Genomic DNA, 25,427 nt, shown 5'->3' with positions numbered 1-25,427 from the left:
TCGGCTGGCCGTCATTCTTCCCAATGAAATATTCCGCTGGCCGGCGCATGGCGAAAATGTGTCTCGGCGATGAACAGCCCACCGGCCAGCTTTGACTCCACTTGCCGCTGGGCTGACATGTGCTCGACTGCCGTGGTAATGACCAGCTTGACGCTGCCATCGGGATGATCAATCAGCAAGGGGCAAGTGGCCTGCGGGCTGCCAGGCGTGCGCCAAATGGCTTCTAGCTTGCCATCCAGCAGTCCGTACTGTCGCGTCTCCCCGTACTGGGCAGGATTGGGATTGTAGAAACTGATAATCGCGCTCTGTTCGTCCGGCGTCAGTACCATCCCATCGGGAAATGATTCCAGATCGCTCAGGTCGATGATCCGTTCGGGTTCAGTCAGTCGCCCGGCTTCGATGTCTAGCCGATAGCGGACGACAGCCCGGGTTGGCGAGTCGATATCCAGCAGGTGCAGGCCACCGCTACCCGATGAAACAACGTCTTTGCCGTTGCTGCAGATTTGATCGCTACGAAGCCGAATCAACTGTCGATCCCGGCCACGAAACAGATACAAGCCAGCTTTGGGTGTTTTGAACTCCAGGTCCTTGGTGCCAAACACCAGGTTGTCGCCAAAGCTGGTTCCATCATTGATGATCGTTCCCGTCACATCTTGATCGATACCATCGCACAGTACGCGCCAAGACTGGTCCGCTATATCGAAGATTCCCAGTTGCCGTTCGCAGCCAATGACGAACTGCCCAGGGCGCGAGGTTGGCTTTGCAAAACCAGGGCGACCTGGCAAATTGAAGCTCTGATTGAGTCCGGTTTGAAAATTAAAGATATTCAGTGAGCCAGTCGTGGCTTGCGGACCATGTTGAATGGCCACCCAGCTAAAGCGCCCGTCGTCGAGCGCTGTTGGTCCCTCCGGCAAAAATCGGGCTTCGGCTGTAGGGGGCAAATATAGCAGTTGAGCATTACGCGTTCGAACCATAGCGCTGTGATCTCCAAGTAATTCCAATCAAACGTAATCCACCATTCAATATCAGAAATCACAATACTCGTCATAAGCGTCGCGGAGGAGATGCGCGTCTACGGATCGTCCTGTCCAACGCAGAAAGTCATGGGCTTCGCCCGCGACCCACAGATCCGCTGGGCTGATGCGACTGGTCATTGCTGATGATGCTGTCTTAGGAAACGAAAGCTCTTTGGGGAGAATTAATCCACAAAGCTCGTGGGTTTGAAGCCCGCTCAGTCGCTGAATTGTCTCCTCCGGAATGTGCGGGCTTTCGGAGACAAACGCCAGTAGTCGCGCCGGAGTTGCTGCGGCCGTCGCGCCGGCCTGTGGGTTGTTGCCAGTGTACGAATTTCGAGTTGTAGTTGGTGAGTTCGGTACCGCTTTATCTTTGGCCGCAGGCTGGGCGCTGGCGGCCAGCCAGTGCTGCAAGTGTTGGTCTACCCCGTCTGCATCCGATTCTAAAATTTGCGCGCGAACATCTCGCAGATATGCCGGCGAAGGCCACTGGTCAGACTCCGACAGCTTCGTGGGGTGAGTCCAGATCCAGTTGGTCGCGAGTTCAGATCGAGTATCCAACAGCGCAGCAAATAGGCTACGCGTTGTAAGGCTATCGCCATGTAGCCACACAAAGCTGGGAAGCTTGGCGGCTAGCGATGCGACTATATCGATCCAGGCATAGCCGTAATTATCCCACCATTGCCAGCTATCTGCGGTACGGATGGCCGAAGTTAGTCTGCCAATAAACTGAGTTGGCGGATCGTTGGCAGCTACGGATGAAACCGCTTGCAATTGTGATTCGCCCAACAGTCGCAGCCCTTTGAATCCCATGGCCAACATTCCCTGGCAGGCCGTGTGCAGTTTGTCGGGTTCGACTTCGACCGAGATGGCTCGCCAATCCAGCGACAACATGTTAAAGGCCCGCTCTAACACAAATTGCGTCGGCTGACCAGCAACGCTTAACCCAACGCAGCCCAGAATCGGCTGTGCAGTGGATTGAGTGGGCTTGTTCTTCATGAGCTGACTGCCAGTGCAGCGATTGTAAGGCATGAATCGAATGTAGCAGGTATGCCACTATTATACCGACGACTTCGCACCGACGTTACGCAGGAAGCAAGCTGCGGGCTGAATCTGGGCGTGATCGGTTTACAATGGCAGTGCGTTAACGATGCGTGAATTGGATTCGGCAAGGATTAGATTCGCCAAGAATTCTTGTAGGCTCAGGTCGCCAAACCGTGCAATAGAACTGTGTTCTACTCTCAGGCGAGAGTAGCGACCACAGTTGACCGACAGTCATCAATGGGTGGGAACTGAAATTGTCCGAACCACTGGCCGCAAAGAGTCACCCAAGTTTTTTCGCTGAGTCCAGCGATTACGAAGCTTCTGTACCCGATTACTTGGCTTGGTTCTGGCTGCCTTTGCTGCTCGCGGTCAATGGAATTGCGGTCGGGGTGCTGGCCGTCGGTAGCGAAATACCAGAGTGGCTTCAGCCAACTCTGGTGGGCTGGTTATGGGGATGTCAGTTTCTGATCGGGTTCTGGTTGGCGCGCTCAAGCGGCATTGCGTTTGGCTCGATGCTGATCGTGGCTGCTAGCAGTTGGCTGTGGACTCGTGTCCTGCAACATGTCACAGACTTGACTACTGCCGAGTGTTTATTGGTATCCGTTGGCCTGCAGGTTGCTGGGTGGTTGTCCGTACGATTGAATCCCGCCTTGACGTCAGCAGGTTGGGTGACACACAGTCTGCGCGGCGGCCAAGTTCGCTTGCTGGATTACTTGCTGGCGATCACCTGGGCCGCGTTGGCCGTACACAGTATCGTGCGGCTGGATGTTCCCTCGCTACTGTTGATTGGCGTCGCGGTCACGTTATTCATTGGCTGTTGCTACAGTAGTGCAGCCTGTGGCTGGGCATTGAATGACCGACGACCTATCGGTCCAGCAATGTGGCTGTCGATCCTGCTGACGTCCGTAGCAATTCTTGGCCTGCTGGCACTTTCGCCGGCAAACTCGGCGGGCAATCTGGCGAGCTGGATTCTGACTGGTCCACTGAGCGTCATTGCGGCGCAAGTATTTACTGTACTGCTCGCGTTGGGGCTTGCCCGGCAATATCGCGATCTGGACCGCTCTGCTATCCCGCCAGTAAAATGCTGACGCGATCGAATCACAACACATAGTCAATTCATGCAGACATCCAGCCCACACTACTGGCCAGCCGAATGGGAACAGCAATCCGCCATATGGCTGTCGTGGCCTCACAACGCAAACACTTGGTTGGGGCACTTTGATTTCATTCCCCCATTGTACGTTCAGTGGATTCGTCAGTTGTCGGCGCTGCAGCCAGTGAAAGTTCTGGCCGGTAGCGAGTCAAGAATGCCCGAAGTCCAGGCGGCCTTGGCTGGCATTGACCAGGTGACGATTTATCCCTGGAAGACCAACGACGTTTGGATTCGCGATTACGGTCCAACTTTTGTAAAACGCAAGAGCGACGGCGGGCTGGTAGGCGTCGACTGGCATTACAACGCTTGGGGTGGAAAATATCTGCCGTTTGACGATGATGCTGCTGTCGCCGCGCGTATTTGCAGTCATCTGGCCTGCGGTCGCAGTCGTTCGGCTTTGTATTGCGAGGGTGGAGGCTTGGAGACCGATGGTCAAGGGACTCTGCTGACTACCAGTAGTTGTTTGTTGGCCATGAGTCGCAATCCGGGTTGGTCACGCTTGATGGTTGAGGCCGAGCTGAAGCGGCAATTGGGCGTCCAGGAAATCATTTGGGTCGATGGCGGCGGACTACAAGGCGATGATACCGACGGCCATATTGACCAACTAGCTCGATTCGTGGCTCCGGGAGTGGTAGTGGCCGCTACCAGTTCAGCCCCCGATGATCCTAATCGAGAGGGCTTGGAGCAAAACCTGGAAATTCTTCGCCGCTCCCGGACGGCTCAGGGGCAATCCCTAGTTGTCCACCCGTTGCCCACCCCCCCGCCTCGGATGGTCGGGACGCAGCGTGTTCCAGAGAGCTATTGCAACTTCCTGCTGGTCAACGGTGCCCTCATCCTCCCCACCTTTCGCAGTTCGTCCACCGACCGCCAAGCGCTCAAGCTTTTTGAGGGTTTGGTGCCGAATCGGCAGATTATCCCAACGGATGCCTACGATCTGATTTACGGGCTGGGCGCCTTCCACTGCGCGTCACAGCAACAGCCGCTTTAAAACCTGGTTCATGTCGGTAGCGGTTATTTACCTAGCACTTTTGGTCTTTTCCCAGGGACGGGAAACAGTAAGATATCCCACCTACAAAACTTGCAGCGTGGGCTAAAACGTACTGAATGCCCCCCCATCCGGCGGAGATGGTATGGGGAGGTAGTCTGGGCCTACACAGTGTCACAATGCCACCGGAGTCACAACGGCTCTGGGCGCTGGTCTACCAGGACTGGGATTAACGGCTCTGTGGTGCTGGATCGCCATCGAATGCTCTGGGTGAATCTATGGACCTTACAAAAGTTCGCAATATCGGTATCAGTGCTCACATCGACTCCGGCAAGACAACGCTCAGCGAGCGCATTTTGTTTTACACGGGCCGCATACATAAGATCGAAGAGGTCAAGGGCGGCGGTGATGGCGCGACGATGGACCACATGGAACTTGAGCAAGAGCGCGGGATTACGATTACCAGCGCGGCCACCAGCGTTTCCTGGGGAGGCAGTCCAGGGGCCGTCATTACTGAGCCTCACCATATCAATCTCATCGACACTCCCGGTCACGTGGACTTTACCATCGAAGTCGAGCGATCGCTTCGCGTGTTGGACGGAGCCGTTTTGGTGCTGTGCGCAGTTGGTGGTGTGCAAAGTCAATCACTGACGGTCGACCGTCAGATGCGGCGCTACAATGTGCCTCGCTTGGCATTTATCAACAAGATGGATCGCACCGGTGCCGATGCCAAAAAAGTCGTGCAGATGATGCGCGATAAGCTGAACACCGACGCCGTATTAATGCAATTGCCCATCGGTGCCGGCGAAACGTTTGCTGGCTGTATCGACCTGATCACCATGAAGGCTTTGCGTTTCGCTGGTGATCGGGGTGAAAAGGTCGAAGAGTACGACATCCCAGCCGACATGGTGAACGAAGCCAAGGAGTATCGCCATTCCATGCTGGAAAGCTTGTCGATGTACAACGACGAGATGATGGAGTTGTTGCTCAGCGAAGAAGAGATCGCTGCCGATCTGATTCACAAAGTCGTCAAAGATGCGGTTCAGAATCAAGGACTTACTCCGGTCTATGTCGGCTCGGCCTTCAAAGATAAAGGTGTCCAGCCGTTGCTGGATGCGGTTTGCCGCTACTTGCCCAATCCGCTGGAACGAGAGATCAAGGCGCGCAAGTTCGAGAACGAGAGCGAAAAGTTTCCGCTCAAAGCCGACCCCAAAGAACCATTTGTGGGCATGGCGTTCAAGATCGTGGAAGACCCCTACGGTCAATTGACTTTCATGCGCTTGTATCAAGGCTCCATTTCTAAAGGTGAAATGTATACCAACCAGCGCACCGGACGGCGGGATCGTTTTAGCCGTATCGTGCGGATGCATGCTGACCAGCGCGAAGAAATCGACAGCGCCTCGGCGGGCGATATCGTGGCCATCATGGGTATCGACTGCGCTAGCGGTGATACCTATTCGGATGAACGCGGCTACTGTTCGCTGGAAAGCATGTTCGTGCCTGAGCCAGTGATCAAAATGTCAGTCAATCCCGCCAGCCGCGCCGATGCGGACAAGATGAGCAAAGCCTTGCAGCGCTTCCGCAAGGAAGACCCAACGTTCCAGGTGTACAACGACGAAGAGACCAGCGAAACCATCATTTGCGGCATGGGCGAGTTGCACTTGGATATCTACATCGAGCGTATGCGCCGTGAATACAAAGTCGAAGTTCAGGCCGGAGCACCCAAAGTCAGCTACCGCGAAACGCCCACTCAAAAGGTTGAGTTCGACTATAAGCACAAAAAGCAAACTGGCGGTTCCGGACAATACGCCCACATCAAAGGCGAACTCAGTCCCATCGATCCCGAAGGCGAGACACAGTTTGAATTTGAAGAGCACATCGTGGGTGGTCGTATTCCCAAGCAGTTCATTCCTCCAGTCGAAAAGGGTATGCGCGACTCGGTGGGCAAAGGGCCGCTGGCCGACTATCCGGTGGTCGGTGTGCGGATCGACCTGCGCGATGGCAGCTACCACGACGTGGATTCCTCCGAACGAGCGTTCTACATTTGCGCTCAGGGTTGCTTCCGCGAGTCGATGCAGAAATCCAAGCCAGTACTGCTGGAACCGATCATGAAGGTCGAACTGGAATGCCCCGAGTCCTATCAAGGGGACGTGGTCGGCGATGTCGTGCGGCGTCGCGGCCTCATTTCGTCAACCGACATTCGCGATTCCATTTCGTATATCATTGCAGAGGTGCCACTGGCCGAAACATTCGGATACGCCACCGACTTGCGCAGTATGACTAAGGGGCAAGGTACGTTTACGATGGAGCTGTTGTCTTATCGTAAGTGCCCCAGCAATGTTCAAGAGGAAGTAATTGCCGCTCGCAAGAAGCGCGAATTGGCCGCCAAAGCATAGGTTGGTTACGTTTGCTATTCGCGACCGGTTACCATGCCAATTCCAGTAACTTGCCCGACTTGCTTTACCCGCTTTTCCGTCAGCGATAAATTCGCTGGTAAAAGCGGGCCTTGTCCCAAGTGCAAGGCCACGATCAAGATTCCGGAATTAGCTCAGCAGGTAGTGGTTCATGCCCCTGCCGATAAGGGCCCCACCGACAGCAAGGGCAAGTCGGTACTCAAGCCAATTGGCCGCCAAGACGTCAAGCTCAGCCTACCAGTCATATTGACTGCGGCTCTCGGCACACTGACAGTCTTCGCCGTGGCTTTCGGGTTGAGGCTCAGTAACCAGCCGCCATCTGCCTGGATCGTCGGCGCGGCGGGGCTGCTGCTGGCGCTTCCGTTGGTGGCTGTAGGCTACTGGTTTTTGCGCGACGATGAACTGCAGGGTTTTCAGGGTCACGAATTGTGGGTTCGCTGTCTCATCTGCGCGGTTGTATTTGCACTAGGATGGGCGCTCTACCGCTTTATTCCCGCCTACCTAAACGGGTATGAGAGCGCCGCCGAGACTTCACTTTTGGAAATGTTGTTGATGTTCGCCGTCATGATCGGGCTAGGAACAGCAGCGGCGGTGTTGACTTTAGAAATTGAACTGGGCCAAGGCCTACTGCTTTACGCGCTGTATTTGATCGTCACGTTGGCGCTGGCGGGCTTGTCCGGTACGCCCTTAGGCGAAGTCATGCCCGGCAAGTCGTCTGCGACCGATACTCGACCGCGCGTCAGGCAACCGGCTGTTGACGTGATTGAGCCGAAAGATGATGGTGCCGCTGAAGCGGCACCTGCCAGTGAGCCTCCGCCTCCGACGATACCTAACCTGCTGCAATAAACAGCGATGAACAGCCAGCAATCCACTATCGACTGTATCTTGTGGGTGTCATTCGGTGGGCCCGAAGGTCCGGATGATGTAATTCCGTTCTTGGAAAACGTGCTGCGCGGCAAGCCGGTGCCACGCGAGCGACTGTTGGAAGTGGCCGAACATTATCTGCATTTCGGTGGAGTTAGTCCGATCAACGCTCAAAATCGCGACTTAATCGCGCGATTACAGCAAGAGTTGCAGGCCGCTGGCATCGATCTGCCCATCTATTGGGGTAATCGCAATTGGTCACCCTATCTAGTCGATGCGCTGCGCGAGATTCAGCATGCCGGTCATCGACTACCATTGCCGATCTTTACGAACATGTTCAGTTCGTACTCGGGCTGCCGACAATATCGCGAGAACATTGCCGCTGCGCAAAGCCAGTTAGGTCCTGACGCACCGCGCACCGCGCCACGTTTGCGCTTTGGCTTCAATCATCCCCGATTCATTGCTGCCCAAGCCCAGTTGGTTCAATCGGCCATCGAAAAGCTGCCTCAGCACCTGCGTGCCGATGCCAAGCTGCTATATACCGCTCACAGCATACCGATATCCATGTCGGATCATTGCCAATACGTGCGGCAGTTGTCGGAATCAGCCGAGCTGATCGCTCGACAAGTGGTCCATCCTGACAGGCAGGGCGCTCAGTGGGAATTGGTCTATCAAAGTCGTAGTGGACCGCCGCAACAGCCGTGGCTGGAACCCGACATTGGTGACCGCCTGGGTGACTTGGCTCAGCAGGGTGTGAAAGCAGTGATTGTCGTACCGTTGGGATTTGTCACCGACCACCTGGAGGTGCTGTACGACCTGGACCTTGAAGCTCAGCAGGCGTGCCAGAAATTGGGAGTTGCTTACAGTCGAGCGCCGGCGGTAGGAACTCATCCTGAGTTCGTGCGAATGATTGTGGACCTGATCATCGAGCGTTTGCAACCCTCGACACCACGCGCCTGCGTTGGCAACCTATCTCCTGTGACCGACGAGTGTGCCGCAAACTGCTGTTTGTACCCACGTGGTGGCCCAATTGAGAGTCTGTCGCGTCCGAGTGGTGGCACCAGTTAAGCGCAGTTGGTATTCCCGAATTTCAAAAGTGGATGAATCATTCGGAATGGACTCCATGAAGCGGCCAACGCCGAAAAAAGTTGACTGTGCAGCTGATGCTGCCCAGTGTGAAAGCAGTTGGACTCAGGGCGTCTTGCTTCCATCTCTGTGTAGCGCAGTGCTGCTCCAGCTAGCCTTTCCGCCATCGGGCCTATATCCATTAGCCTGGATTGCACCCATTGGCTGGTTGCTAGTTTGCAGGCGTCCTCAAGCGGTTGGGTATGCAGGCTATTGGGCGTTGTGGCTCAGCGGCTGTTTGTTTTGGCTGGTTGCGGTACATAGCGTACGCTTGGCCTTTTGGGCACTCTACTTCGGCTGGTTGGCCATGTCCGCGTACCTGGCGATTTATATTCCGCTGATGGTCGGTATAACTCGCCTGCTCGTTCACCGTTGGCGTGTGCCGCTGGTGTTGGCCGCACCTGTTGTGTGGACAGGTTGTGAGACCTGGCGCTCCCATCTATTCTCGGGCTACGCAGCAAACTCGCTGGCCCATTCGCAGGCCATGCAGCCGTTGATCATCCAGATGGTCGATCAGGTTGGAACCGGTGGATTGAGTTTTTGTATGGTGATGTTCGCTGCCGGGCTCTTGGAATTCGCGCAGCGACTGTTGGCCAGGCGTTGGTGTCACAGTCTTGTCCCTGCCATGATCGCCGGATCGTTGCTGATGGCTATTGCCGGTTATGGTCGATGGCGTTTGCATCAAGCCGACTCGCTGGCCCTTCAACCTCCAGTGTTGCGTTGCTTGCTGCTGCAAGAGAATACGCCCAGCATTTTTGAAATGAGTCCTGATTTCGACGAGTATGTTGCCCGCGCCCGTCGGTCGTGGGACAAGTACGCCTTGTTGTGCCAACAGGCGGTGGCGGAGAGGTCTGCTGGCGGACCATTTGCGTTGGACTTGGTGGTGTGGCCTGAATCGACGTTCACCGCCCTGTCACCGCTTGTTCGTTGGGAACTGGATGGTGATGATATGCCACCAGCGCTCAGGTCAGATTTGCAAGCCCAGGGACTTGATCGCCAGGACTTAGAAGACCATGTTTCCCAGATGAGGCGGGGATTTGACGTACAAGTTCAAAAAGCCTTACTGGCCAGCCGAGGGGTGGACCCCAATGCTCTGCCCGCAGATCCGTCTACAGCTTCAACCGAAAAGAACCTGCCTGCACCGGACCTGTTGGTAGGCTGCGATTACATTCGTTATTCGCCGGACGACGTCCGCCGTTTCAACGCCGCTGTGTGGCTAGGTGCCGATGGAGCAGTGGCCGATGTCTACAGTAAGATGCATCTGGTCATGTTTGGAGAGTACATCCCGCTACGACCACTGTTGGGCTGGTTGGAAGGCATGTTCAGTTTTGCCAGCCTACAAGCTGGCGACCAGCCCAAGTCATTCTCGATTGGCGACGCGCAAGTGGCACCCAACATCTGCTTTGAAAGCATGATGCCTCACGTGATTGGGCGTCAACTGCGTCAGCTTGCGGGGCAGAATGCCAGTCCCGATGTGCTGGTCAACTTGACCAACGATAGTTGGTTCAAGGGCTCTTCGATGCTCGATCACCATCTAGCGGGTTCCATTCTGTGTGCCGTTGAGAATCGTCGGCCCATATTGGTGGCTGCCAACACGGGGCTCTCAGCCGAGATCGATGGCAGCGGTCGACTATTGCAATGTTCCGAGCGGCTGACTGCCAGCACCATCTTGGCCGAGCCACGCCGCGATGGTCGCTGGGGATTGGTTCAGTCAGTCGGCTATCCGCTGTCATGGGCCTGTGCGGTGCTAGTAGCTTGTGCTGCGCTAACGCTGCTCAAGCGACAAAGATCAGCAAAGTGACTGGCTTATTTAAGTTGGTAGGAACCTTCTTCAACAAAGCCGCGGTCGCCTGTAGCTTCCCAGCGTATTGCGTGTTCGTCGGGATGTTGAGTCACGGTCAGCTTGAGCAATTCACCATCGGCTCGCTTGCCGGTTCCCTCCAATCCGCGCTCGGTGTTTTGCAGGTTCAAGTCGGATAACCCGAGGCTTTCGGCAACTTTGGCTGTAACACGCTCAACTGGCCATGAGCCAGGGTTATCCTGACGACAACCGCTCATCGCTAGAATTGCACAACCACACAGGCAGACGACCAGTAGAGTACAAGTCGCGCGCGAAATCGTTGCGTGATTCATCGGATACTTCCTCATTATTGAGTAGACGCCAGCTATAATAGGGCTCACTATGAACAATCAAGCCGCATCCGCTGGAGATGGACAGCCTTTTACAGTGTATCATCTTGGTCCCAGTGTAAGTGGCCTGACGTTGGCGGCGGCCCTAAAAGATTCGCTTGGAGCGGTCAGTTGGGGACAGGTGCGCCGCTGGATATTGGCTCGCCGCGTAGAAATCAACGGTAATTTGTGTCTGGACCAGGCGCGGCGTGTCGGCCCTGGTGACGTCGTGAAACTGTGGAGCCGTCCGCTGCCTAAGCCCGTCGATACCAACGACATTCGATTGGTACATTTAGACCAGCACTTGCTGGTCGTCCAGAAGCCTGCCGGCATTACCAGCGTCCGACATTTTGAAGAGCGGGGGCTGGGTACACGTCGTCGACAGCTTCAACCCACCTTAGAAGAACTATTGCCACCGGTAATCGCACGCACGCTGCGAATGCGCTGGCCACCGTTGCCGCCCAAAGGACAAAATCGGGGTACGCGACACTCTAAGCAGCGTCTGGTGCGCAGCGGAGCAACGCCTGTCCAGCCGGCGTATCGTTTGCCCGCCGAGCTACAAGTGATTCCCGTCCATCGACTGGACCGACACACCAGTGGCTTGATGCTGTTTGCACGCACGCGACCAGCCGAACAAAAACTGGTTGCGATGTTTCGAGAACATCTGATCCAGCGAGACTACGTTGGCGTGTGCCATGGGAGCTTAGCGGCTCAAACCATTCGCTCGCTGTTGATTCGCGATCGCGGTGACGGCCTGCGCGGCAGCTTGCCTGAGTCGGCCGACGATCAGCAGCGCGAGGCAGCGCAGCTTGCAGTGACGCACGTATTGGGATGTAAGCCGCTAGCAGGCGGGAAGTACTCTCTGTTTCGCTGTCGACTAGAGACCGGACGGACGCATCAGATTCGAATCCACCTAGCCGAGATCGGCCATCGACTGTGCGGCGAACCGCTGTACATCCGCGACATCAACGGGCAGCAGTTGACCGATGACAGCGGCGCTCCACGACAGGCCTTGCACTCGGATCGACTGGCCTTGATGCATCCGTTTACCGGACAGCAGCTCAAGTTCGAAATGCCTTGGCCGCGAGATCTAGCCGATTGGCTACGAGGCCTGTAACAAAAACTGTTGCCCATTCGGATGAATGTTAGTCGAACATCAGTCGTCTTTTGAACAGCATGGCTTGTTCGAATTCAATGAAGTAGCCTGCCTCCGGAAAACCGGTGGTTCCAGTCGTTCTTGCTGTACATTCAGTTACTTCACAAGCAGGCCGAGACGTCCTACATGGTCTTGTCTACGGCTGCGGCGACACGCCGGCAGCGTTGCATCAGCTCAGTGAACTGCTGAAAATCCAGCGATTGGTAGCCGTCCGATAGAGCTTTCTCGGGGCAAGGGTGCATTTCGATCATCAGTCCATCAGCTCCCGCAGCTACGGCGGCCACCGCCATATCGGCCACCATATAAGAATGGCCTGTCCCATGACTAGGGTCAATGATCACCGGCAGGTGCGTCTTGCGATGCAGATAGGCCACGCTAGCCAGTGGCAACGTGAAACGGGTGTGGGTTTCGAAGGTACGGATACCACGTTCGCACAACATGACCTGTTGGTTGCCTTCGTTCAAAATATATTCGGCAGCCAGCAAGAACTCTTCCATGGTAGCGCTGGGGCCACGTTTGAGCAGGATGGCGCGATCCGTATTTCCAACGGCTTCCAACAAGCGATAGTTCTGCATGTTGCGGGCACCTATCTGCAGAATGTCGGCGTAGCGCGCAACTAGGTCGACCGATTCGGTGCTCATCACCTCGGTGACTACCGCCAGACCGGTCTCTTGGCGGGCGGTGGCCAGCAGTTTGAGGCCGTCTTCCTTCATGCCCTGGAAACTGTACGGGCTGGTACGCGGCTTGAACGCCCCGCCGCGTAGCGCGGTGGCCCCAGCCGACTTGGCGGCCCGCGCGCAAGCCATCAACTGCTCTTCACTCTCCACGCTGCATGGACCAGCCATAACGCCTATCACGCCAGCGCCGGCCCGAAAGCTGCCGACTTGAACCTGGGTCGGTTGCGGTTTCAATTCGCGGCTGGCCATTTTGTACGGCGCTAGAATGGGCAGCACTTGCGCCACGCCTGGACCGGTCTCCAGCGCCTCGGGATTGGTAATTCGCTCATCGCCTACGGCGGCGATCACGGTCCGCTCCGTGCCGCGAATGACGTGGGCCTTGAGCCCCAGTTGCTGAATACGATCCGCCATGTGTTGAATTTGTTGCTCTGTAACGCCCGGCTCCATGACAACGATCATCGGATTATTCCCTAATTTCTGAAGTTCTACTGACTGGATTTGAAACAAAAAAGCCCCGGAGTCTATTGATCCCCGGGGCTGCGTTGGTTGTGATTCATGTCGGCTAGCGTTGCCCATGTACCTTTCACGGCCCCGGAATGCGTTCCAGGTAAAAATAAAAGCTGGGTTCTAAGGTACGTAAGTCTGCGACCATAGTTCAGGTATTATGTGGGTCGTCAGCACCAATGACAACCCCTGACAATATTATTAAGGTGCTGACCGAAACTGGGTCATTATGGGCTGTTCGTACCGGCTTTGGCTTGAATTAAAGGATAAAGCTGCGAACATAGCTTAGCGAGCTACGTAGAAAATACTTAGCCGACTCCCTGCCCTGCATCCAGACGAGATTGCTTGTTCACGCAAGCGGCCCTGCTCCGGTTTCAATATTCAACGGGCGCTGCCATGCAGACTAAAACGCCAGTTTCGATATGGAGGTTAACCTCGGTCTGGGCTACTCAGATATCGGCTTGGTTTTGGATGGTTTGCCTGTGGTTGCCGCTTTCGGTGGGCAGCAATGATTCAATCCGACGGCCGATCGGAATCTTTCATGTGTCCAGTGAACTATTTGCAGAGCAGGGACTTACGGCTGCCAGTCTGATATCGTTCTCGAACATCTGGTTCGTCGCCGGCGGGATCTTGTTGGTTGCCGTAACCCACAGTCGAGCACTTTGGATTGCTGGCTTCGCCCTGCAAGCGCTCGTTAGCCTACTGCTAGTGGTGCTGATGACAGTTTGGACTGCGTCAGAGTTTCAGCATCCGCGCGACGCAATCCCGCCGATTCTGGCATGGGGCTTACCGCTGATTCTGTCCGCAGCATGGATCGGTGAGGCAGCCTGGCACCGGCGCTGGGTGGATACATGGGCGAGGTTCCAGCACTGCTGGACGATCATGGCTTGGTTGTTTCTACAGTTGATGACGTTTCTGTTTATCCGGCAATTGATGTACGGATATGTTGTCGCCTCGTTGTGTCTCATGACAATGGTGGTGTCTGTCGAGCTGGCCCGCTGTCGCATGGTCCATGAATTATGGGATCGGGCCGCGCCCGTCGAACCATTTCACTTCTCCATCAGGAGCTTGTTGATCTGGATGACCGTGCTGGCAGGCATCATCGCCTATTACCAAGGTGTCAATGTATTTCTAACTTGGCTCGATGAGCAGCCTACTGTCTGACTCCATCGGTCTGTGGGCGTTTCCACGCCGACTTACCAACAGCATAACTGTTCGATAGCTGCTGCGGAACCATCTCTGAGCCAGCCGTCCAGTTGAGCTGGCTCTTTGAGTTGCTGACCACGGATTCGTGGCACCACGATGAACTGGCTACTTACCTCGGGCAACGCAGTCATATCGCCCCACAGCCGTTCGAACTGCGTTACTGGAAAAACATCTTCTTGACCGTTGCCCCAGCGTTTCTTGACGTCTTTGAGTGTAATGTAGGTCGGCATGCGCCGAGCAAATTGTCGAATGGCTTCGTCAACCAGCGCGGCTTGATCCAGCATTCCGCGCGACAAGCCGAACAGCTCTAAGAGTCGATCGATGTCGATCCAGGTGGTCATCGAATTATAGTACGATAATTCGAATTCTAAGTCTTCGTTGGGCATGGCCAATCCTTCAACCAATCGTGGACGACCGTCAACGCGAGCCAGCCCACCACCGCGATCCTCCAAGCGCCGCGCGATGACCTCGAATGACAAGCAGGCTCCGGCGTGCAGGTGGATCGCCAAGACATCTGGGTCAATTGTGGCCCCCAGTGTATCGACGTTGTGCAACAAGATTGTGCGAATCTGTGGCTGTTGCTTAAGAAGTTGACTGAGTACTCCGTTGCGCAGTAGATTGGGCACTTCGTACCAATGCCCGACCGGGTGTAGACACTGTTTGGGCAGATTGTCACGGTAGTCGGCTGCCTGGCCCGCCGTGTCAGCCCAACTCCGTAGAGCGACGCGCACGCTTTGACGGACCTTCTCCTGCTGTTCGTCTAGCAGCTGTTGAGGCAGCTCTTCCCAAGCATAGCGCAAGTCACGCAGGGTCGGAATCATTCTCAGACCCACGCTCTGCCCGCGAGACACAATCTTGGCGCCAGAATACGACAACTGCTCCAGGTGCTGCCGAATGGGTGCATCGGTCAGATAGCCAGTAGCGACGATATGGGCTGGATAACATCCCGATTGTTGTCCCACTTGACGACTCTTAGCCAGATGTAGGTCCAAAAATGTTCTATGGCGTCCACCGAATTTGCAAAACGGATGCAGGGCTTTGACTACTCCAGCACCTTGAGTCCAGCGGCTGCCGACTCCAGCCGCTAATGTGAACACCGCCACTTGACCCTCGGCGATGGCTTGCCGCGCCTTCTCGCGCCATGATAAATCGTTAAACCGTCGCACATCGATGACATCGTCGGGCAAGACGTCCTCGATCGTAGTACTTGCCGGCATCCGATTTTGGGCTAGTCCAAGCCGCCCGTTTAGCAAATCTTCACGCAATTGTTGGTGCTGAATTGGATCGAAGCCGTTTTCATCCAACATGCGGTCAAGCGAATCGCTCGCGATGTCGCAGTGAATTGTGGTTGGTAAAATCCGCTCCAGCAGTCGCTTGGTGAAATCGCTATCGACATTGTCAAATCCCGTCGGCTGGCGGCTCAATCGGCCAACCTCTTCCAGTTCGGCGCGACGCAGAGGGCTGAGTGACTGGATGTCTTGGCGTAATAGCGCCGGCACAATCAGTTCATAGTAGCCTCGTGGCAGGTGATTGGCCGCTGTAAGCTGTGCACTGGTGCCGTGGTCGTTGATGGCAAAGTCGTACACTACGGGATCCATAGCGAAGGGCAAGCAGTGCTCTAACTGGCGCTTCGTGTCCAACAAAGTTTGTTCTAACCACCCACTAGCTTGCGTCTTGCAGGTTGGATCAAACAAGAATCCCATACCGCCACCGGCCATGCCTCCCAGCATCCAGAAACCCCAAAAACGACTACCGAATCTGGCACGCGATAATTCGATCATGCGTTCGGTGAAATGGTTGGAGCACCATGGCACTATCTGCTGTAGCGGGCCCGCAAAATTCTGATCGGTCAATTGACCTAGGCGGCGCAAGTCACCCGCCTGCAGCGCTATTTGGATGTCGGTAAGAATCTGAGTGGCTTGCGTCCTGGCTTGCCATGGTCCGGGACTGCGCAGCAAGTATTTCTCAGTGACCATCTCCAAAATCGGTCCAACGTTTTGCGCCATGCCACCGTGAACCAGGACCAAAGAATCTTGCAAACCTTGCCGGGTGCTGGCGGTGATTTCGTAGGGACTAAAGACATGATGGCGTGGCAGCAATCGACCGCGACTGATGCCATACTCGGGGTCATGCTCGGTTGCCAAACATCCTTCGATCAACTTGATGCCTGGCCAGATGCCACCGGAATCCTGCCAACCCCCGCCCGATCCGCCCAGCCATTCACCCAGAATAGCTCGCGCGGCCACGATGCGCCGATCCTGCTCTAACAATGGTCCGGTTAGTTGAGTGACCTGCCCGGTGGCTCTCATGCACGCTGAAATCAGCGAACCTAACAGATTCGTGGAAACAGCCAGTCGTGATCCTTTAGGGATGTCATTCACGCGACTGACGATCTCCAGTCCCAAACCTGGACCGACCAATCGTGACAATACCGCTTCGATGCCCGATTCGCAGCCTTCCATGCCTGGAGGCACCAGGCCCGAGGCGATCACGGCAGACTTTAGCAGTCCCAAATAGTCGCGGGCAAAGTCAAAGACTTCCCCCAGGGACGTGATATCCGTCGCCGCCTGCAAGTCGATGCTGACAAGCCTGAGTACTGGCTGGTCCAAGACGCGCAGACTGCATTCAATGGGAGGCTGAGGGCGCGCGTGCTTGCCGCGCACCGCCAAGTCAATAGACGCGTTGATGACTCGCGCACCTTCAGGGTAATCCATACCCAAAAAGAAAATGTCGCTCCACCCACTATGCGAAAAATCCATTCGCACACTCGTGCTTTCGCGCAACACTGGGAAGGCGCCGCGCGGATCGCGGTTGAGCAATTCAGTCCGGATTCGCAGTGGCGTATCAGCCGGGTGACCCGTGCGGAACATCCACTGATTGCCTTTCACGGTTCGAACGCTCTGGCGAACTTGATCGGCCAGCGTTTGAAAGGCCAGACGATGGTAGGCGGTTGCCAAGCCACTGCTGAGCGCAATACTCGGGCCATTGTCGGTCAACTCAGCCAGCATGACGCTGACCGATTCGTAAAAGCGACGCTGCAGCAAATGTTCGTAACTGATCGCGGGGATTCGACCACATTCGCGTTCCGCTAGATGGCACGGCAAGTAGAAGCGATGTAAAGCGTACAGGAAAAACAGCGCCCGCACGCGATGATACAGATTGTCGCTTTGACGCCGAAATTCGTCCAATCTCTGACAAGCGTTTAGTAGCTGTGACAGGTTCTGGCCCTGGCACCAAGCATCCAACGACAAATCACGCACCGCAGCATCGGGCGCCGTGATGACCTGCAGGGGATCAGCGCGCAACTGAGCGCTGGTAGTTATGGTCATGATCGTTCACGCATCTGGTTTTCTGCAACCAATTGAAGCAATTCTGTCAACACGCGATCTCGGTCCTCACCCGATAAAGCAATGGCCAGTTGAGCGATCAACAACCCGTATTTTTCGCCAATGTTATAGCGATTGCCATTCAACTCACTGGCCAAGTAACGCTCGTTGCGAGCCAATTGATTGAGCGCACCGGAAAGGTTGACTCCGTGGGCGGAGGGAAACTGGTTGACCTGCTGCTCAAGTAATTCAAATATCCTGGGGGTCAGCACATGCATTCCAAAAAGACACAGGTAATAGCCTGCGCGTTGGCCAGCAACGATCAGACGCTGTTCGGCGATGGTGGGCGTCGGCTTCTCCAGCACCTCGGAAACTTGATACAGGCCAGGCTTCATCGGTACCGGCGTGCCACCGATCGCACCGAAGTACGACAAGTAATTCTCACGCGTTGGCTGGACAGCTGAAATCGCGCATTTCTCGCGATTAGCGATCTCGATGAGCTGTGCAGCACACGAGCGATTCGTCTGGCTGACGTACAGATGGTCGCTGACTAAATGTAGAAATGGCTCGGCACCAACAAATTCACGGGCTCGCAAGAGTGCGTCACCGTAACCCAACGGATTGGTTTGCTCGTAAAACGATAGTCGATCTGCCATTCCGCCTGCCGCTTGACGATATTGATCGGCTGCTCCGGGGCGAATGACGACCGCCACATCGTTAATTCCAGCCTGAGAAATGTCCTGCAAAAGGGTGCCCAGAGCCGTATAGACATCTCCGGAGCGCGTGACCACCGACTGCAGGGGCAGATGTGCTTGAGCCAATCCGGCGGCTGTGATGATCGCTTTGGTAATGTGCATGAAGGGAACTGATATGGGCAGGATGGGGCTTGAAGAAGCTGCAAAGCCGACTTTGCACAATGTATTGTAATTAAGGTCCCGAAAAACTTTGAAATCTCGACTGGATTGCGTTAGTCTGATGACTCCCGAACCAAATCTTTTCTTTAGGGAGTATTGTTATGGTCAAGCCAGCCACAGTCGCCCGCGATTTGATGACAACCAATTTGGTCACACTTTCGCCTGGCTGCGATGTCTTTTCGGCGATTGATGTCCTGCTCAAACACCGCATCAGTGGGGCTCCCGTTGTTAGTGCAGACGGCGAATTCTTGGGGATCTTTTCAGAAAGATCGTGCATGGAAGTTGTGGTCAACGCACTTTACGATGGGTTGCCAGACGCGACGCTGATGCCCTTTGTGGATAGCGATCCTCCGACAATTACCCCCGATACCGATCTGCTGACAATCTGCCAGACGTTCCTGAACCAAGCTACGCGGCGACTTCCCGTGCTTGAAGGTCGCCGACTGTTGGGGCAGATTAGCCGCCGCGATGTTATGCGGGTGGTTTCGCAACTCTCAAAAGTCGAAAAACCGGTCCATGGCGAAGTGCTGTACCTGTCGGCCTTAAACGAAGATTCGTCGGGAATCCTGATGAGGATCTCGTAGTCAGCAGCATCTCCTGGCCTGCGATGCCTCGACGAGCGTGAAACAGCCGCTGGACGGGGACAGGGACAGCGCCGGTTGCGCCTTAGCCAACTATGTGGATTTCGTTGGATATTTCACCCATGCCGCAGCACTTGCGAGCAATCGAGGCTGCGCGCTGCTTGGCAGTTGAGCTTCCAACTTTGCCGCGCAATACGACCAGCGAACCGGTGCACTGGCAATAGACGTCGTACATGCTGGCGCTGCGAAACAATTGGTTGATCATGGCACCCAGTTTAAATGGAGTGTAAAGAGAACTCTGCATTGCGCACCCTTGAAATCAGACTCACAGATCAGACAGAAGTTCGTTTTGAACTGGACTGGAATTGAAGGCTCGACCAGCAAACCGTTGTTCAAGCCGATTCAGGCCATTTCCAGCCGCAATTGAATCCTAGCTCGCAAATCGGCAGCAGGCTGAGAAAACTTTCATCCTGTTCCTACTACCAGATCCTGTTCGGCAATTCATCGGCAACCCCCACGAAAAAAATTCGTGACATCCTCAGCCAATCCGGCTTTCGTGTTGTCAAAACGCCTCGCAAGAATTGATTCAATTCTGCCTACATTGCCACTTCTTCCAAAGACACTTGCATCCATTAGCGGGGGCAATGCAGCATTGATCAGAATTAGCATTTTCCATGCTGGGTAGTTTGCTGTGACCAGCAATGCAAGCCGTACAACCGATGTAATCGGTTTATTTGAATGAGCATGATTGCACGTAAACGCGGCGATTTTCCACATGCGCCAAGTTGCTAAGCCATTTGGGGTGTTGATTCTCCACTGGAGCTAGGTGGTAATCCACATTTGTCGCAAATCGAACAATCTTGTCGCAAATCGAACAATCGAGACAGATTGATTTCCCTAAGGTGGATGAACGAATGCTGTGGGTCATTACCAGCTATTTCAACCCTGCCGGCTATCGACGGAGACTGCAAAACTACCGGCAGTTTTCTGAGCGACTTGGAGTTCCGACTCCACAGGTTTGCTATTCGCCTAGAGGGTCTCGATCCGGGATGAACGCGAAGGAGAATGCCTCGTCCCAGTAATCGCGGCGAAGTTTCCACTGGCCTTGCTGAAGCCGAGCGGTAACTACGTAGCGTTCTCGAGCACCGCTCCTGGTGCGTCCTTCGGCGATGTAGGTCGCCAAGTCGTCACGACGATAGCCTTCGATGTATTGCCAGGAAACGGGGCGTGTGTCTTTATAAAGACCTCGGCCGACGCTTTCCAAATAGTCTGTCGGCCAGTCGTCGGTGATAGCCTGCATCAGCGCTATGTCGGATTGATCGAGGGCTTGCGTATACCGATGTAGCAGCAACTCCAACTCCGGAATTTCAACTGTCAGCTGCGCACTCGTATTGCCATTGACGAAATCGCCTGTGGCGCCAGCGGCTTGCAGGCGATCCACTAAGTCCCATTGATTGCGGTCAAAAGCGGCTTCGATGGGCCGACGATTCCAACCCGTTTGGGCTGCGTTGACGTCGGCCCCGGCCGCCAACAGCGCGTCGATGGCCGACGGTTGGCGACTATCGATTGCCGCCAGTAACAATGGTCGTCCTGCTGAATCCCGACTGTCCGGCGAAGCACCCTGAGCCAGTAGTTCTGTGAACTGTTGCCATTCTTTGGCTTGAAAAGCGGCGAGTAACTGTTGCGTTAGATCAACCACTGGCCGCTGGGAGTTCAGACTGCGTTGTCGCAGAGAAAGCATTCCAAAGCTGCCCAGCGTTCCGGCCAAGCCGGCAATCAGCGCAAAAAATAGATAGACCGCAGCCGTTTGGTTCAGGTGTTTGATCCCCTGCTCTGGCTCGCCAGCCAAGACTTGTAAGCCACCATGGCCGAGGTCATTGACCAGACCACCCAACAGTTGATCGTACTTGCCGATGACGCAGATCGGTTGATTGACAGCGATTGCTTGTTCGACCAGCCGACAATGTTGCAGTGCCGTACGATCAGCGAACATTTCTTCGGCGCCGTCAAACCACAAGTCTTCACGCACCGGCTCGGATGATTCACGCAGGACCAGACTGGCAAAGCTGAGCATCTTGCCAATTTCCCACTTACCAACACGAGTAAACTCGGTCTGCTCAACAAATTCTCGAATTCGCGGGTAGTGTTGATTTGTATCGACTGGTTGTTCTTCAAACTGGTCGGGAACCGGGAACCCGCGTACTGGAACAGGACCGCCTTGCGTCTCCACGGCCCACTGAGTCATCGCCAAGCCGCTGCTATACACGACCTTGTGGGTGTCCGTACGCGAACCACTCTGGGTGCGAACGCGAACCGACTTCTTTTCGGACAATTCATACGCGTACAGGACACACGGCTTGTGCCGAAAGGGAGTCTGCAGAGGTTCGACTGTTGCGACGGCGCGGCCGATGGCTGCGTAGGTCCGCCCAGCAAGGGGGATAGCCCCTGCCAAAGAGTCGCGAATTAGAGCGGCTTGTCGCCGTGCAAGCCAGGCGTTGCGAACCAGGCCCCAGGCAGCGGCAACTAGAAAGCCGCCCGCCAGACTGCCCCACAGTGGTCCCGGCGCGTCAAAGCGAGGTTCGAGACAGTAGAGCAGACCTGCACCGGCCAACAGCCACACGAACACGAACTCTAAGCAGCCTCGGGCGAGAGCAAACATTCGAGTTGCCTATCGACGGGGAGAACTCACCAAGGCGACATCAGCGCCGTTGACCCGGATGGTAGCCGGGTTGGCTGTTGGCTTCCACATCGTTTTTGACGTACCAGGACGGCTTGAACTGACCGGAAGCGTACAATTCTGCCTGATCAAACCAGTGTGGCGATTTGGGATCACCAGATTGCCCAAACTGCAACACCGTCTTGGCGCGCACCGCTTCGGCGAATTCAACTACGCCTACGAAACTGTGGCCAGCCACACCATATCGTCGCTTTTGATCTTTTTGAGGCAGAGCATAGAAGTTGAAGACAACTCCCAGTGGTCCAGGCGCACCGGCAACCGGCAGACTATGTTCCGAATCGCTGAATTGTCCTTGGCCGGTCATATCGATCTGCGATCCGTGAATGCGTTGCAGTCGATTGATCTCGCCCCAGGCGACCTTCCAGGTTCCAAAGTTCTTTTCCAAGTCGGCCAGCGTAGCTTCCAAGGCACGGACGCGCGGAGAATTCAAGATGTCGCCTTTGGGCAGCATCTGCATTAAGCGCTCAAAAGTCAGCATGGTGAGCGTCATCGGTACCGACTCGATCGTGCTGATGCCGTTCCAGTCGCGCAAGGCTTCCACCACTTCTCGTAGCTTTTCGCCGCGCTCCGGCTCTTTGGCCAACAACTTCTGCCATTCGTCAACCAACTCAGGTATACGAGTCTCAGCTTCGATAATCGTGGTATCAAATGCGTACTTGGACCAATCTTCGTAGCTGAACTGTGCGTTGCTGGCCAAGATACGGCGACTAATGCGGGCACGTCCGTTATCACGCTCCTTCTCGGTCACCATGTATTTAGGAAATTCATTGCTCTTGGGATTCTCGTCGACTTGCCCGACCGACAATTCCTTGCCCAGATTGGTCGTTGTCCAGGGCGACTGATTGCAGTTTTGCACGAATCCACAGGCCGGGTTTTCCACCTGCGGCAATTCTTCAAAAGCGTGAAAGCCTTGCCATTCAGATTCTGGATCACTGCCATCAACGGGAGCGGACCAATCAAACTTCAAGGATCGTCTGGGGATGGCTCCACCGTAGACATAGAAAATATTGCCTTGAAAATCGGCGGCCACCGCGTTAAACATCGGGATATTGCAGGGTTCCATGGCCTTTTTGAATTCGGCCACCGTTTTGGCTTTGCCCATGTGATACCATTGTTCCAGCGCGCCGCCCGAATCCAGCTTGGCAAATTTAACGGCTAACAGCTTTTCGCCACGCTTGGCGACAATGGGACCATGATGTGTCTTGGTAATCAAGAACTGGCGCGTCACTTGGCCATCGTCGGTCTTGACGTTGATGGCCACCTTTTCCTGAGTCGCCTGACGATGCTCGTTGCCGTAGCGATACTTCAGCGGATCATCGGCATGGTCGAAGTGGATGGTATACGTGTTGGCGATATTGGGCTGATTGACGGTATGGCTCCATCCTAAATGCTCGTTGTAGCCGATCGTCGGAAAGGGAGAGCCGAATAAGCAGGCACCTGACAGATTCCAGCCTTCACCGCTGACGACATGCCCTTCGTACCATTGGCCAGGGCCAAAAAACGGCTGGTGCGGATTGATAAATAACAGCGCCTTCCCGCTGGTCGATTTTTCTGGACGCACCGCCCACATATTTGAACCTACATGTTGGGTCAGCGAGCGATAATCGGCTTCCATCTCCGCCAGTTCATCCAATCTTTGGCGAGTTGCCGGAAGTAGGCTGACAGCCTTTTTCTCTGCACCGTCGATTTCTTGAACGGCGGTCAGCACTTCCCTGGCTTGCAAACCAGATTTTTGATAGATGAAGGATTGGTACAGTAGAAAACGTCCCAGCGCCAGGGGATGCCATGGTTCAAACTTGTGCATCGCCCGGGGCTGAACTTCCGGGTGGGTGGCCAAAAAATAATTCAGTGCGTCGGTGACAGCCTGGTTGAACTCGCGCGTCTGTGCGGTCGCGTTAGCAAACTCCTGTTGCGCCAGCCCACAGATATCCAATCCGCGATTGATGATATCGTTGGGTAATTCCGACTCGCCGTGGACTTGAGCGGCCAAGCCCAGCGCTCGCAGATATCCGTCTTCGACTTGCCAAAAGTAGTCTTCGCACTGAGCATAGGTAAAGCCGAACATGCACGCGGCATCGGTTGGACCGTAGACGTGCGGTACACCGTACTTGTCGCGATAAATCGTGACGGTCTTGGCCATCTGAGCCGCGCGTGCCACTGATGCTGAGTCCTGCACGCGTACCTGAGGCGATTGCAACTGCGCGCCTGCCGGTCTGGGAGCTGCCAAACAGAAGTACAAAATCAACAGAGCCGATCCGGCAACGTTGAACAGGCGATTGATAGATGTTTGGCAGCTCAAGGTTTGGCTCCTTTATTTAGCATCGGTTGGCCACAAAATGGATGGGTAGGCGCATGGCAATTGCAGGTTGAATGGAGCTACCGTCGCCAGAGGGTGGATTACCAGCCAGTCCAACCTTTGGCGACAGCGGCTACGTCTGTGCTGCTCGCCCAGTCACTGGACTGAACGAGCGGCTTCGCTAGCGACTCAATGATTGTGTTTTCTCAGCTCGCATTGTCAATCAGCAACGCCGCCTGAGATTCCGTTTTGAGCCAAAGAAATTCAGGTCAATCGGCTACCAATCGGGTGTCTGGTTGGTCGGAGTTCGCAGTCCCAGTCCCCCGGCGTAGGCTGGGTACTATGTCTCGCATCGGGTACTGTATGTTTCTGATTTTTTTTTGCGGCACGCATGAATTGGACTGATCGTTAGCCGCATCGGTAGCCGAATCCAATTAATTGGACACAGCTCTCCTTTCTAACCAACAGGAGTTGCCACGCACGGACAGGTGAGAGTCACTGCATTAACGGCTTGACATCGCGCTTTGTCTGGAAATAGATCGAGCTAGGGAGAGCTGAAGATCGTGTCCATTACGCGCCCGACTCCTTGGAGCCTGAGGGTAACACAGTTTTCGTGCAGTGCACGCCGATCCCGACGTTCACTGACAGAACGTTTCTCAGTCGATTCAGGTTAGTCAGCGCGATCCACCCTGCTCCCATCCCAAGCTCATTTAAGGAGGCTTCGGATGATCCAGTTCGGTTCGCGGATTTTGCCGGTGCTCGTCGCCCCGTTGCTTGTCGTGTTGACAGCGGGCGCCGGAGGCAGGGTGCAGACGCAGGTGCATCGTGTGGATTTGGTTGAATGGAATCATTGCTACGACGACTTGGGACGTCATTGCTACGATCAAATTGTCTTCTACGAATGGTCGCCCGACTATCGGCGTTATCATGTCGTTGCCTGGTGTCTGGTCGATAACAACTTGTCACGTTTGCCTTCGCTGGATCGAGCCAAGAATCAGTACGTGGTGCGATGGCACGACCGTGATACCGGTCGCAGTCGTGAGATTTGGTCGCCGCTGTATCGGGAGACATGGAGCAATTCCGATCCCGAACGGGCCAACAAAAAGCTGATGGATGAAAAATATCGTGTCAGCCTGCTGCGACAGCCGGCCCGCGATCAATGGCGCTAGCGCCCGCCAGCAGCCGTACAGGCCGGATCCGAAAGTTCTACATCATGACCGCGAAGGTAAATGTTACTACACAGCCAAGGATTCTTTTGCTTGC

19 protein-coding genes are annotated in these 25,427 nt (G+C 55.1%); 10 read left to right on the top strand and 9 right to left on the bottom strand.

Annotation, left to right across the window (positions count from 1 at the left end; all coding sequences use genetic code 11):
• Positions 1 to 11: 11 nt before the first annotated feature.
• Together KF752_03065 and KF752_03060 are read right to left on the bottom strand one after the other, a co-directional pair.
• Complete coding sequence (locus tag KF752_03065; GenBank protein ID MBX3420517.1) at positions 12 to 974, bottom strand: SMP-30/gluconolactonase/LRE family protein; 963 nt, start codon at positions 972 to 974, stop codon at positions 12 to 14.
• A gap of 51 nt (positions 975 to 1,025) precedes the next feature.
• Positions 1,026 to 2,012, bottom strand: coding sequence for a hypothetical protein (locus tag KF752_03060; GenBank protein ID MBX3420516.1), 987 nt, complete (start codon positions 2,010 to 2,012; stop codon positions 1,026 to 1,028).
• 299 nt (positions 2,013 to 2,311) lie between these two features.
• Here KF752_03060 and KF752_03055 point away from each other — a divergent pair, with 299 nt between their 5' ends.
• The 6 genes from KF752_03055 (at position 2,312) to KF752_03030 (ending at position 10,399) form a co-directional block, all read left to right on the top strand.
• On the top strand, positions 2,312 to 3,145 hold the full coding sequence (locus KF752_03055; GenBank protein MBX3420515.1) for a hypothetical protein: 834 nt from the start codon (positions 2,312 to 2,314) through the stop codon (positions 3,143 to 3,145).
• Between the two features lie 30 nt (positions 3,146 to 3,175).
• A complete protein-coding gene (locus KF752_03050) occupies positions 3,176 to 4,198 on the top strand; it encodes an agmatine deiminase family protein (GenBank protein MBX3420514.1) in 1,023 nt (340 codons plus the stop codon).
• Between the two features lie 275 nt (positions 4,199 to 4,473).
• Positions 4,474 to 6,591, top strand: a complete 2,118-nt coding sequence (locus KF752_03045) for an elongation factor G (GenBank protein MBX3420513.1) — start codon at positions 4,474 to 4,476, stop codon at positions 6,589 to 6,591.
• Between the two features lie 33 nt (positions 6,592 to 6,624).
• Positions 6,625 to 7,455 carry a hypothetical protein gene (locus KF752_03040; GenBank protein MBX3420512.1) on the top strand — a complete coding sequence of 277 codons (831 nt, stop codon included), beginning with the start codon at positions 6,625 to 6,627 and terminating at the stop codon, positions 7,453 to 7,455.
• Positions 7,456 to 7,461: 6 nt separating this feature from the next.
• Complete coding sequence (locus KF752_03035) at positions 7,462 to 8,541, top strand: ferrochelatase (GenBank protein ID MBX3420511.1); 1,080 nt, start codon at positions 7,462 to 7,464, stop codon at positions 8,539 to 8,541.
• 55 nt (positions 8,542 to 8,596) lie between these two features.
• Positions 8,597 to 10,399 (top strand): hypothetical protein, encoded by a 1,803-nt coding sequence (locus KF752_03030; GenBank protein ID MBX3420510.1) that lies wholly within the window; start codon positions 8,597 to 8,599, stop codon positions 10,397 to 10,399.
• A gap of 5 nt (positions 10,400 to 10,404) precedes the next feature.
• Here the strand turns inward: KF752_03030 and KF752_03025 are convergent, their stop codons facing one another.
• Positions 10,405 to 10,731, bottom strand: a complete 327-nt coding sequence (locus tag KF752_03025) for a hypothetical protein (protein ID MBX3420509.1) — start codon at positions 10,729 to 10,731, stop codon at positions 10,405 to 10,407.
• Positions 10,732 to 10,780: 49 nt separating this feature from the next.
• Here KF752_03025 and KF752_03020 point away from each other — a divergent pair, with 49 nt between their 5' ends.
• A complete protein-coding gene (locus KF752_03020) occupies positions 10,781 to 11,884 on the top strand; it encodes an RluA family pseudouridine synthase (GenBank protein MBX3420508.1) in 1,104 nt (367 codons plus the stop codon).
• 161 nt (positions 11,885 to 12,045) lie between these two features.
• Here the strand turns inward: KF752_03020 and aroF are convergent, their stop codons facing one another.
• On the bottom strand, positions 12,046 to 13,059 hold the full coding sequence (aroF, locus tag KF752_03015; protein MBX3420507.1) for a 3-deoxy-7-phosphoheptulonate synthase: 1,014 nt from the start codon (positions 13,057 to 13,059) through the stop codon (positions 12,046 to 12,048).
• Positions 13,060 to 13,500: 441 nt separating this feature from the next.
• Between aroF and KF752_03010 the strand changes: the two genes are divergently transcribed.
• The gene (locus tag KF752_03010; protein ID MBX3420506.1) at positions 13,501 to 14,268 is read left to right on the top strand and encodes a hypothetical protein; all 768 of its coding nucleotides are present in this window, start codon (positions 13,501 to 13,503) and stop codon (positions 14,266 to 14,268) included.
• Between the two features lie 32 nt (positions 14,269 to 14,300).
• Here KF752_03010 and KF752_03005 read toward each other — a convergent pair whose 3' ends face one another.
• Complete coding sequence (locus KF752_03005) at positions 14,301 to 17,639, bottom strand: UTP--glucose-1-phosphate uridylyltransferase (GenBank protein ID MBX3420505.1); 3,339 nt, start codon at positions 17,637 to 17,639, stop codon at positions 14,301 to 14,303.
• On the bottom strand, positions 17,636 to 18,493 hold the full coding sequence (locus tag KF752_03000; GenBank protein MBX3420504.1) for a UTP--glucose-1-phosphate uridylyltransferase: 858 nt from the start codon (positions 18,491 to 18,493) through the stop codon (positions 17,636 to 17,638). The genes KF752_03005 and KF752_03000 overlap by 4 nt, the downstream gene beginning before the upstream one ends.
• 158 nt (positions 18,494 to 18,651) lie before the next feature.
• On the opposite strand from KF752_03000, the gene KF752_02995 reads away from it, so the two are divergent.
• Positions 18,652 to 19,134 carry a CBS domain-containing protein gene (locus tag KF752_02995; protein ID MBX3420503.1) on the top strand — a complete coding sequence of 161 codons (483 nt, stop codon included), beginning with the start codon at positions 18,652 to 18,654 and terminating at the stop codon, positions 19,132 to 19,134.
• Positions 19,135 to 19,216: 82 nt separating this feature from the next.
• Here the strand turns inward: KF752_02995 and KF752_02990 are convergent, their stop codons facing one another.
• The 3 genes from KF752_02990 to KF752_02980 form a co-directional block, all read right to left on the bottom strand.
• Positions 19,217 to 19,435, bottom strand: coding sequence for a BON domain-containing protein (locus tag KF752_02990; protein MBX3420502.1), 219 nt, complete (start codon positions 19,433 to 19,435; stop codon positions 19,217 to 19,219).
• A gap of 717 nt (positions 19,436 to 20,152) precedes the next feature.
• Complete coding sequence (locus tag KF752_02985; protein ID MBX3420501.1) at positions 20,153 to 21,790, bottom strand: hypothetical protein; 1,638 nt, start codon at positions 21,788 to 21,790, stop codon at positions 20,153 to 20,155.
• Positions 21,791 to 21,830: 40 nt separating this feature from the next.
• Positions 21,831 to 24,167 carry a penicillin acylase family protein gene (locus KF752_02980; protein MBX3420500.1) on the bottom strand — a complete coding sequence of 779 codons (2,337 nt, stop codon included), beginning with the start codon at positions 24,165 to 24,167 and terminating at the stop codon, positions 21,831 to 21,833.
• Between the two features lie 722 nt (positions 24,168 to 24,889).
• On the opposite strand from KF752_02980, the gene KF752_02975 reads away from it, so the two are divergent.
• The gene (locus tag KF752_02975; protein ID MBX3420499.1) at positions 24,890 to 25,333 is read left to right on the top strand and encodes a hypothetical protein; all 444 of its coding nucleotides are present in this window, start codon (positions 24,890 to 24,892) and stop codon (positions 25,331 to 25,333) included.
• Positions 25,334 to 25,427: the final 94 nt, after the last annotated feature.

Source organism: Pirellulaceae bacterium (assembly GCA_019636385.1).
Classification (GTDB): domain Bacteria; phylum Planctomycetota; class Planctomycetia; order Pirellulales; family Pirellulaceae; genus Aureliella.
This window is presented reverse-complemented; position numbering and strand designations above follow the sequence as displayed.

What these genes read in the sequence shown, in the direction of transcription:
- KF752_03045 (MBX3420513.1), top strand. Translation starts at nt 4,474, where the DNA reads ATGGACCTTACAAAAGTTCGCAATATCGGTATCAGTGCTCACATCGAC.
- KF752_03065 (MBX3420517.1), bottom strand. Translation starts at nt 974, where the DNA reads ATGGTTCGAACGCGTAATGCTCAACTGCTATATTTGCCCCCTACAGCC.
- KF752_03025 (MBX3420509.1), bottom strand. Translation starts at nt 10,731, where the DNA reads ATGAATCACGCAACGATTTCGCGCGCGACTTGTACTCTACTGGTCGTC.
- KF752_02995 (MBX3420503.1), top strand. Translation starts at nt 18,652, where the DNA reads ATGGTCAAGCCAGCCACAGTCGCCCGCGATTTGATGACAACCAATTTG.
- KF752_03050 (MBX3420514.1), top strand. Translation starts at nt 3,176, where the DNA reads ATGCAGACATCCAGCCCACACTACTGGCCAGCCGAATGGGAACAGCAA.
- KF752_03030 (MBX3420510.1), top strand. Translation starts at nt 8,597, where the DNA reads ATGAAGCGGCCAACGCCGAAAAAAGTTGACTGTGCAGCTGATGCTGCC.
- KF752_03010 (MBX3420506.1), top strand. Translation starts at nt 13,501, where the DNA reads ATGCAGACTAAAACGCCAGTTTCGATATGGAGGTTAACCTCGGTCTGG.
- KF752_02975 (MBX3420499.1), top strand. Translation starts at nt 24,890, where the DNA reads ATGATCCAGTTCGGTTCGCGGATTTTGCCGGTGCTCGTCGCCCCGTTG.
- KF752_02985 (MBX3420501.1), bottom strand. Translation starts at nt 21,790, where the DNA reads ATGTTTGCTCTCGCCCGAGGCTGCTTAGAGTTCGTGTTCGTGTGGCTG.
- KF752_03020 (MBX3420508.1), top strand. Translation starts at nt 10,781, where the DNA reads ATGAACAATCAAGCCGCATCCGCTGGAGATGGACAGCCTTTTACAGTG.
- KF752_03035 (MBX3420511.1), top strand. Translation starts at nt 7,462, where the DNA reads ATGAACAGCCAGCAATCCACTATCGACTGTATCTTGTGGGTGTCATTC.
- KF752_03060 (MBX3420516.1), bottom strand. Translation starts at nt 2,012, where the DNA reads ATGAAGAACAAGCCCACTCAATCCACTGCACAGCCGATTCTGGGCTGC.
- KF752_03005 (MBX3420505.1), bottom strand. Translation starts at nt 17,639, where the DNA reads ATGACCATAACTACCAGCGCTCAGTTGCGCGCTGATCCCCTGCAGGTC.
- KF752_03040 (MBX3420512.1), top strand. Translation starts at nt 6,625, where the DNA reads ATGCCAATTCCAGTAACTTGCCCGACTTGCTTTACCCGCTTTTCCGTC.
- KF752_03000 (MBX3420504.1), bottom strand. Translation starts at nt 18,493, where the DNA reads ATGCACATTACCAAAGCGATCATCACAGCCGCCGGATTGGCTCAAGCA.
- aroF (MBX3420507.1), bottom strand. Translation starts at nt 13,059, where the DNA reads ATGATCGTTGTCATGGAGCCGGGCGTTACAGAGCAACAAATTCAACAC.
- KF752_02990 (MBX3420502.1), bottom strand. Translation starts at nt 19,435, where the DNA reads ATGCAGAGTTCTCTTTACACTCCATTTAAACTGGGTGCCATGATCAAC.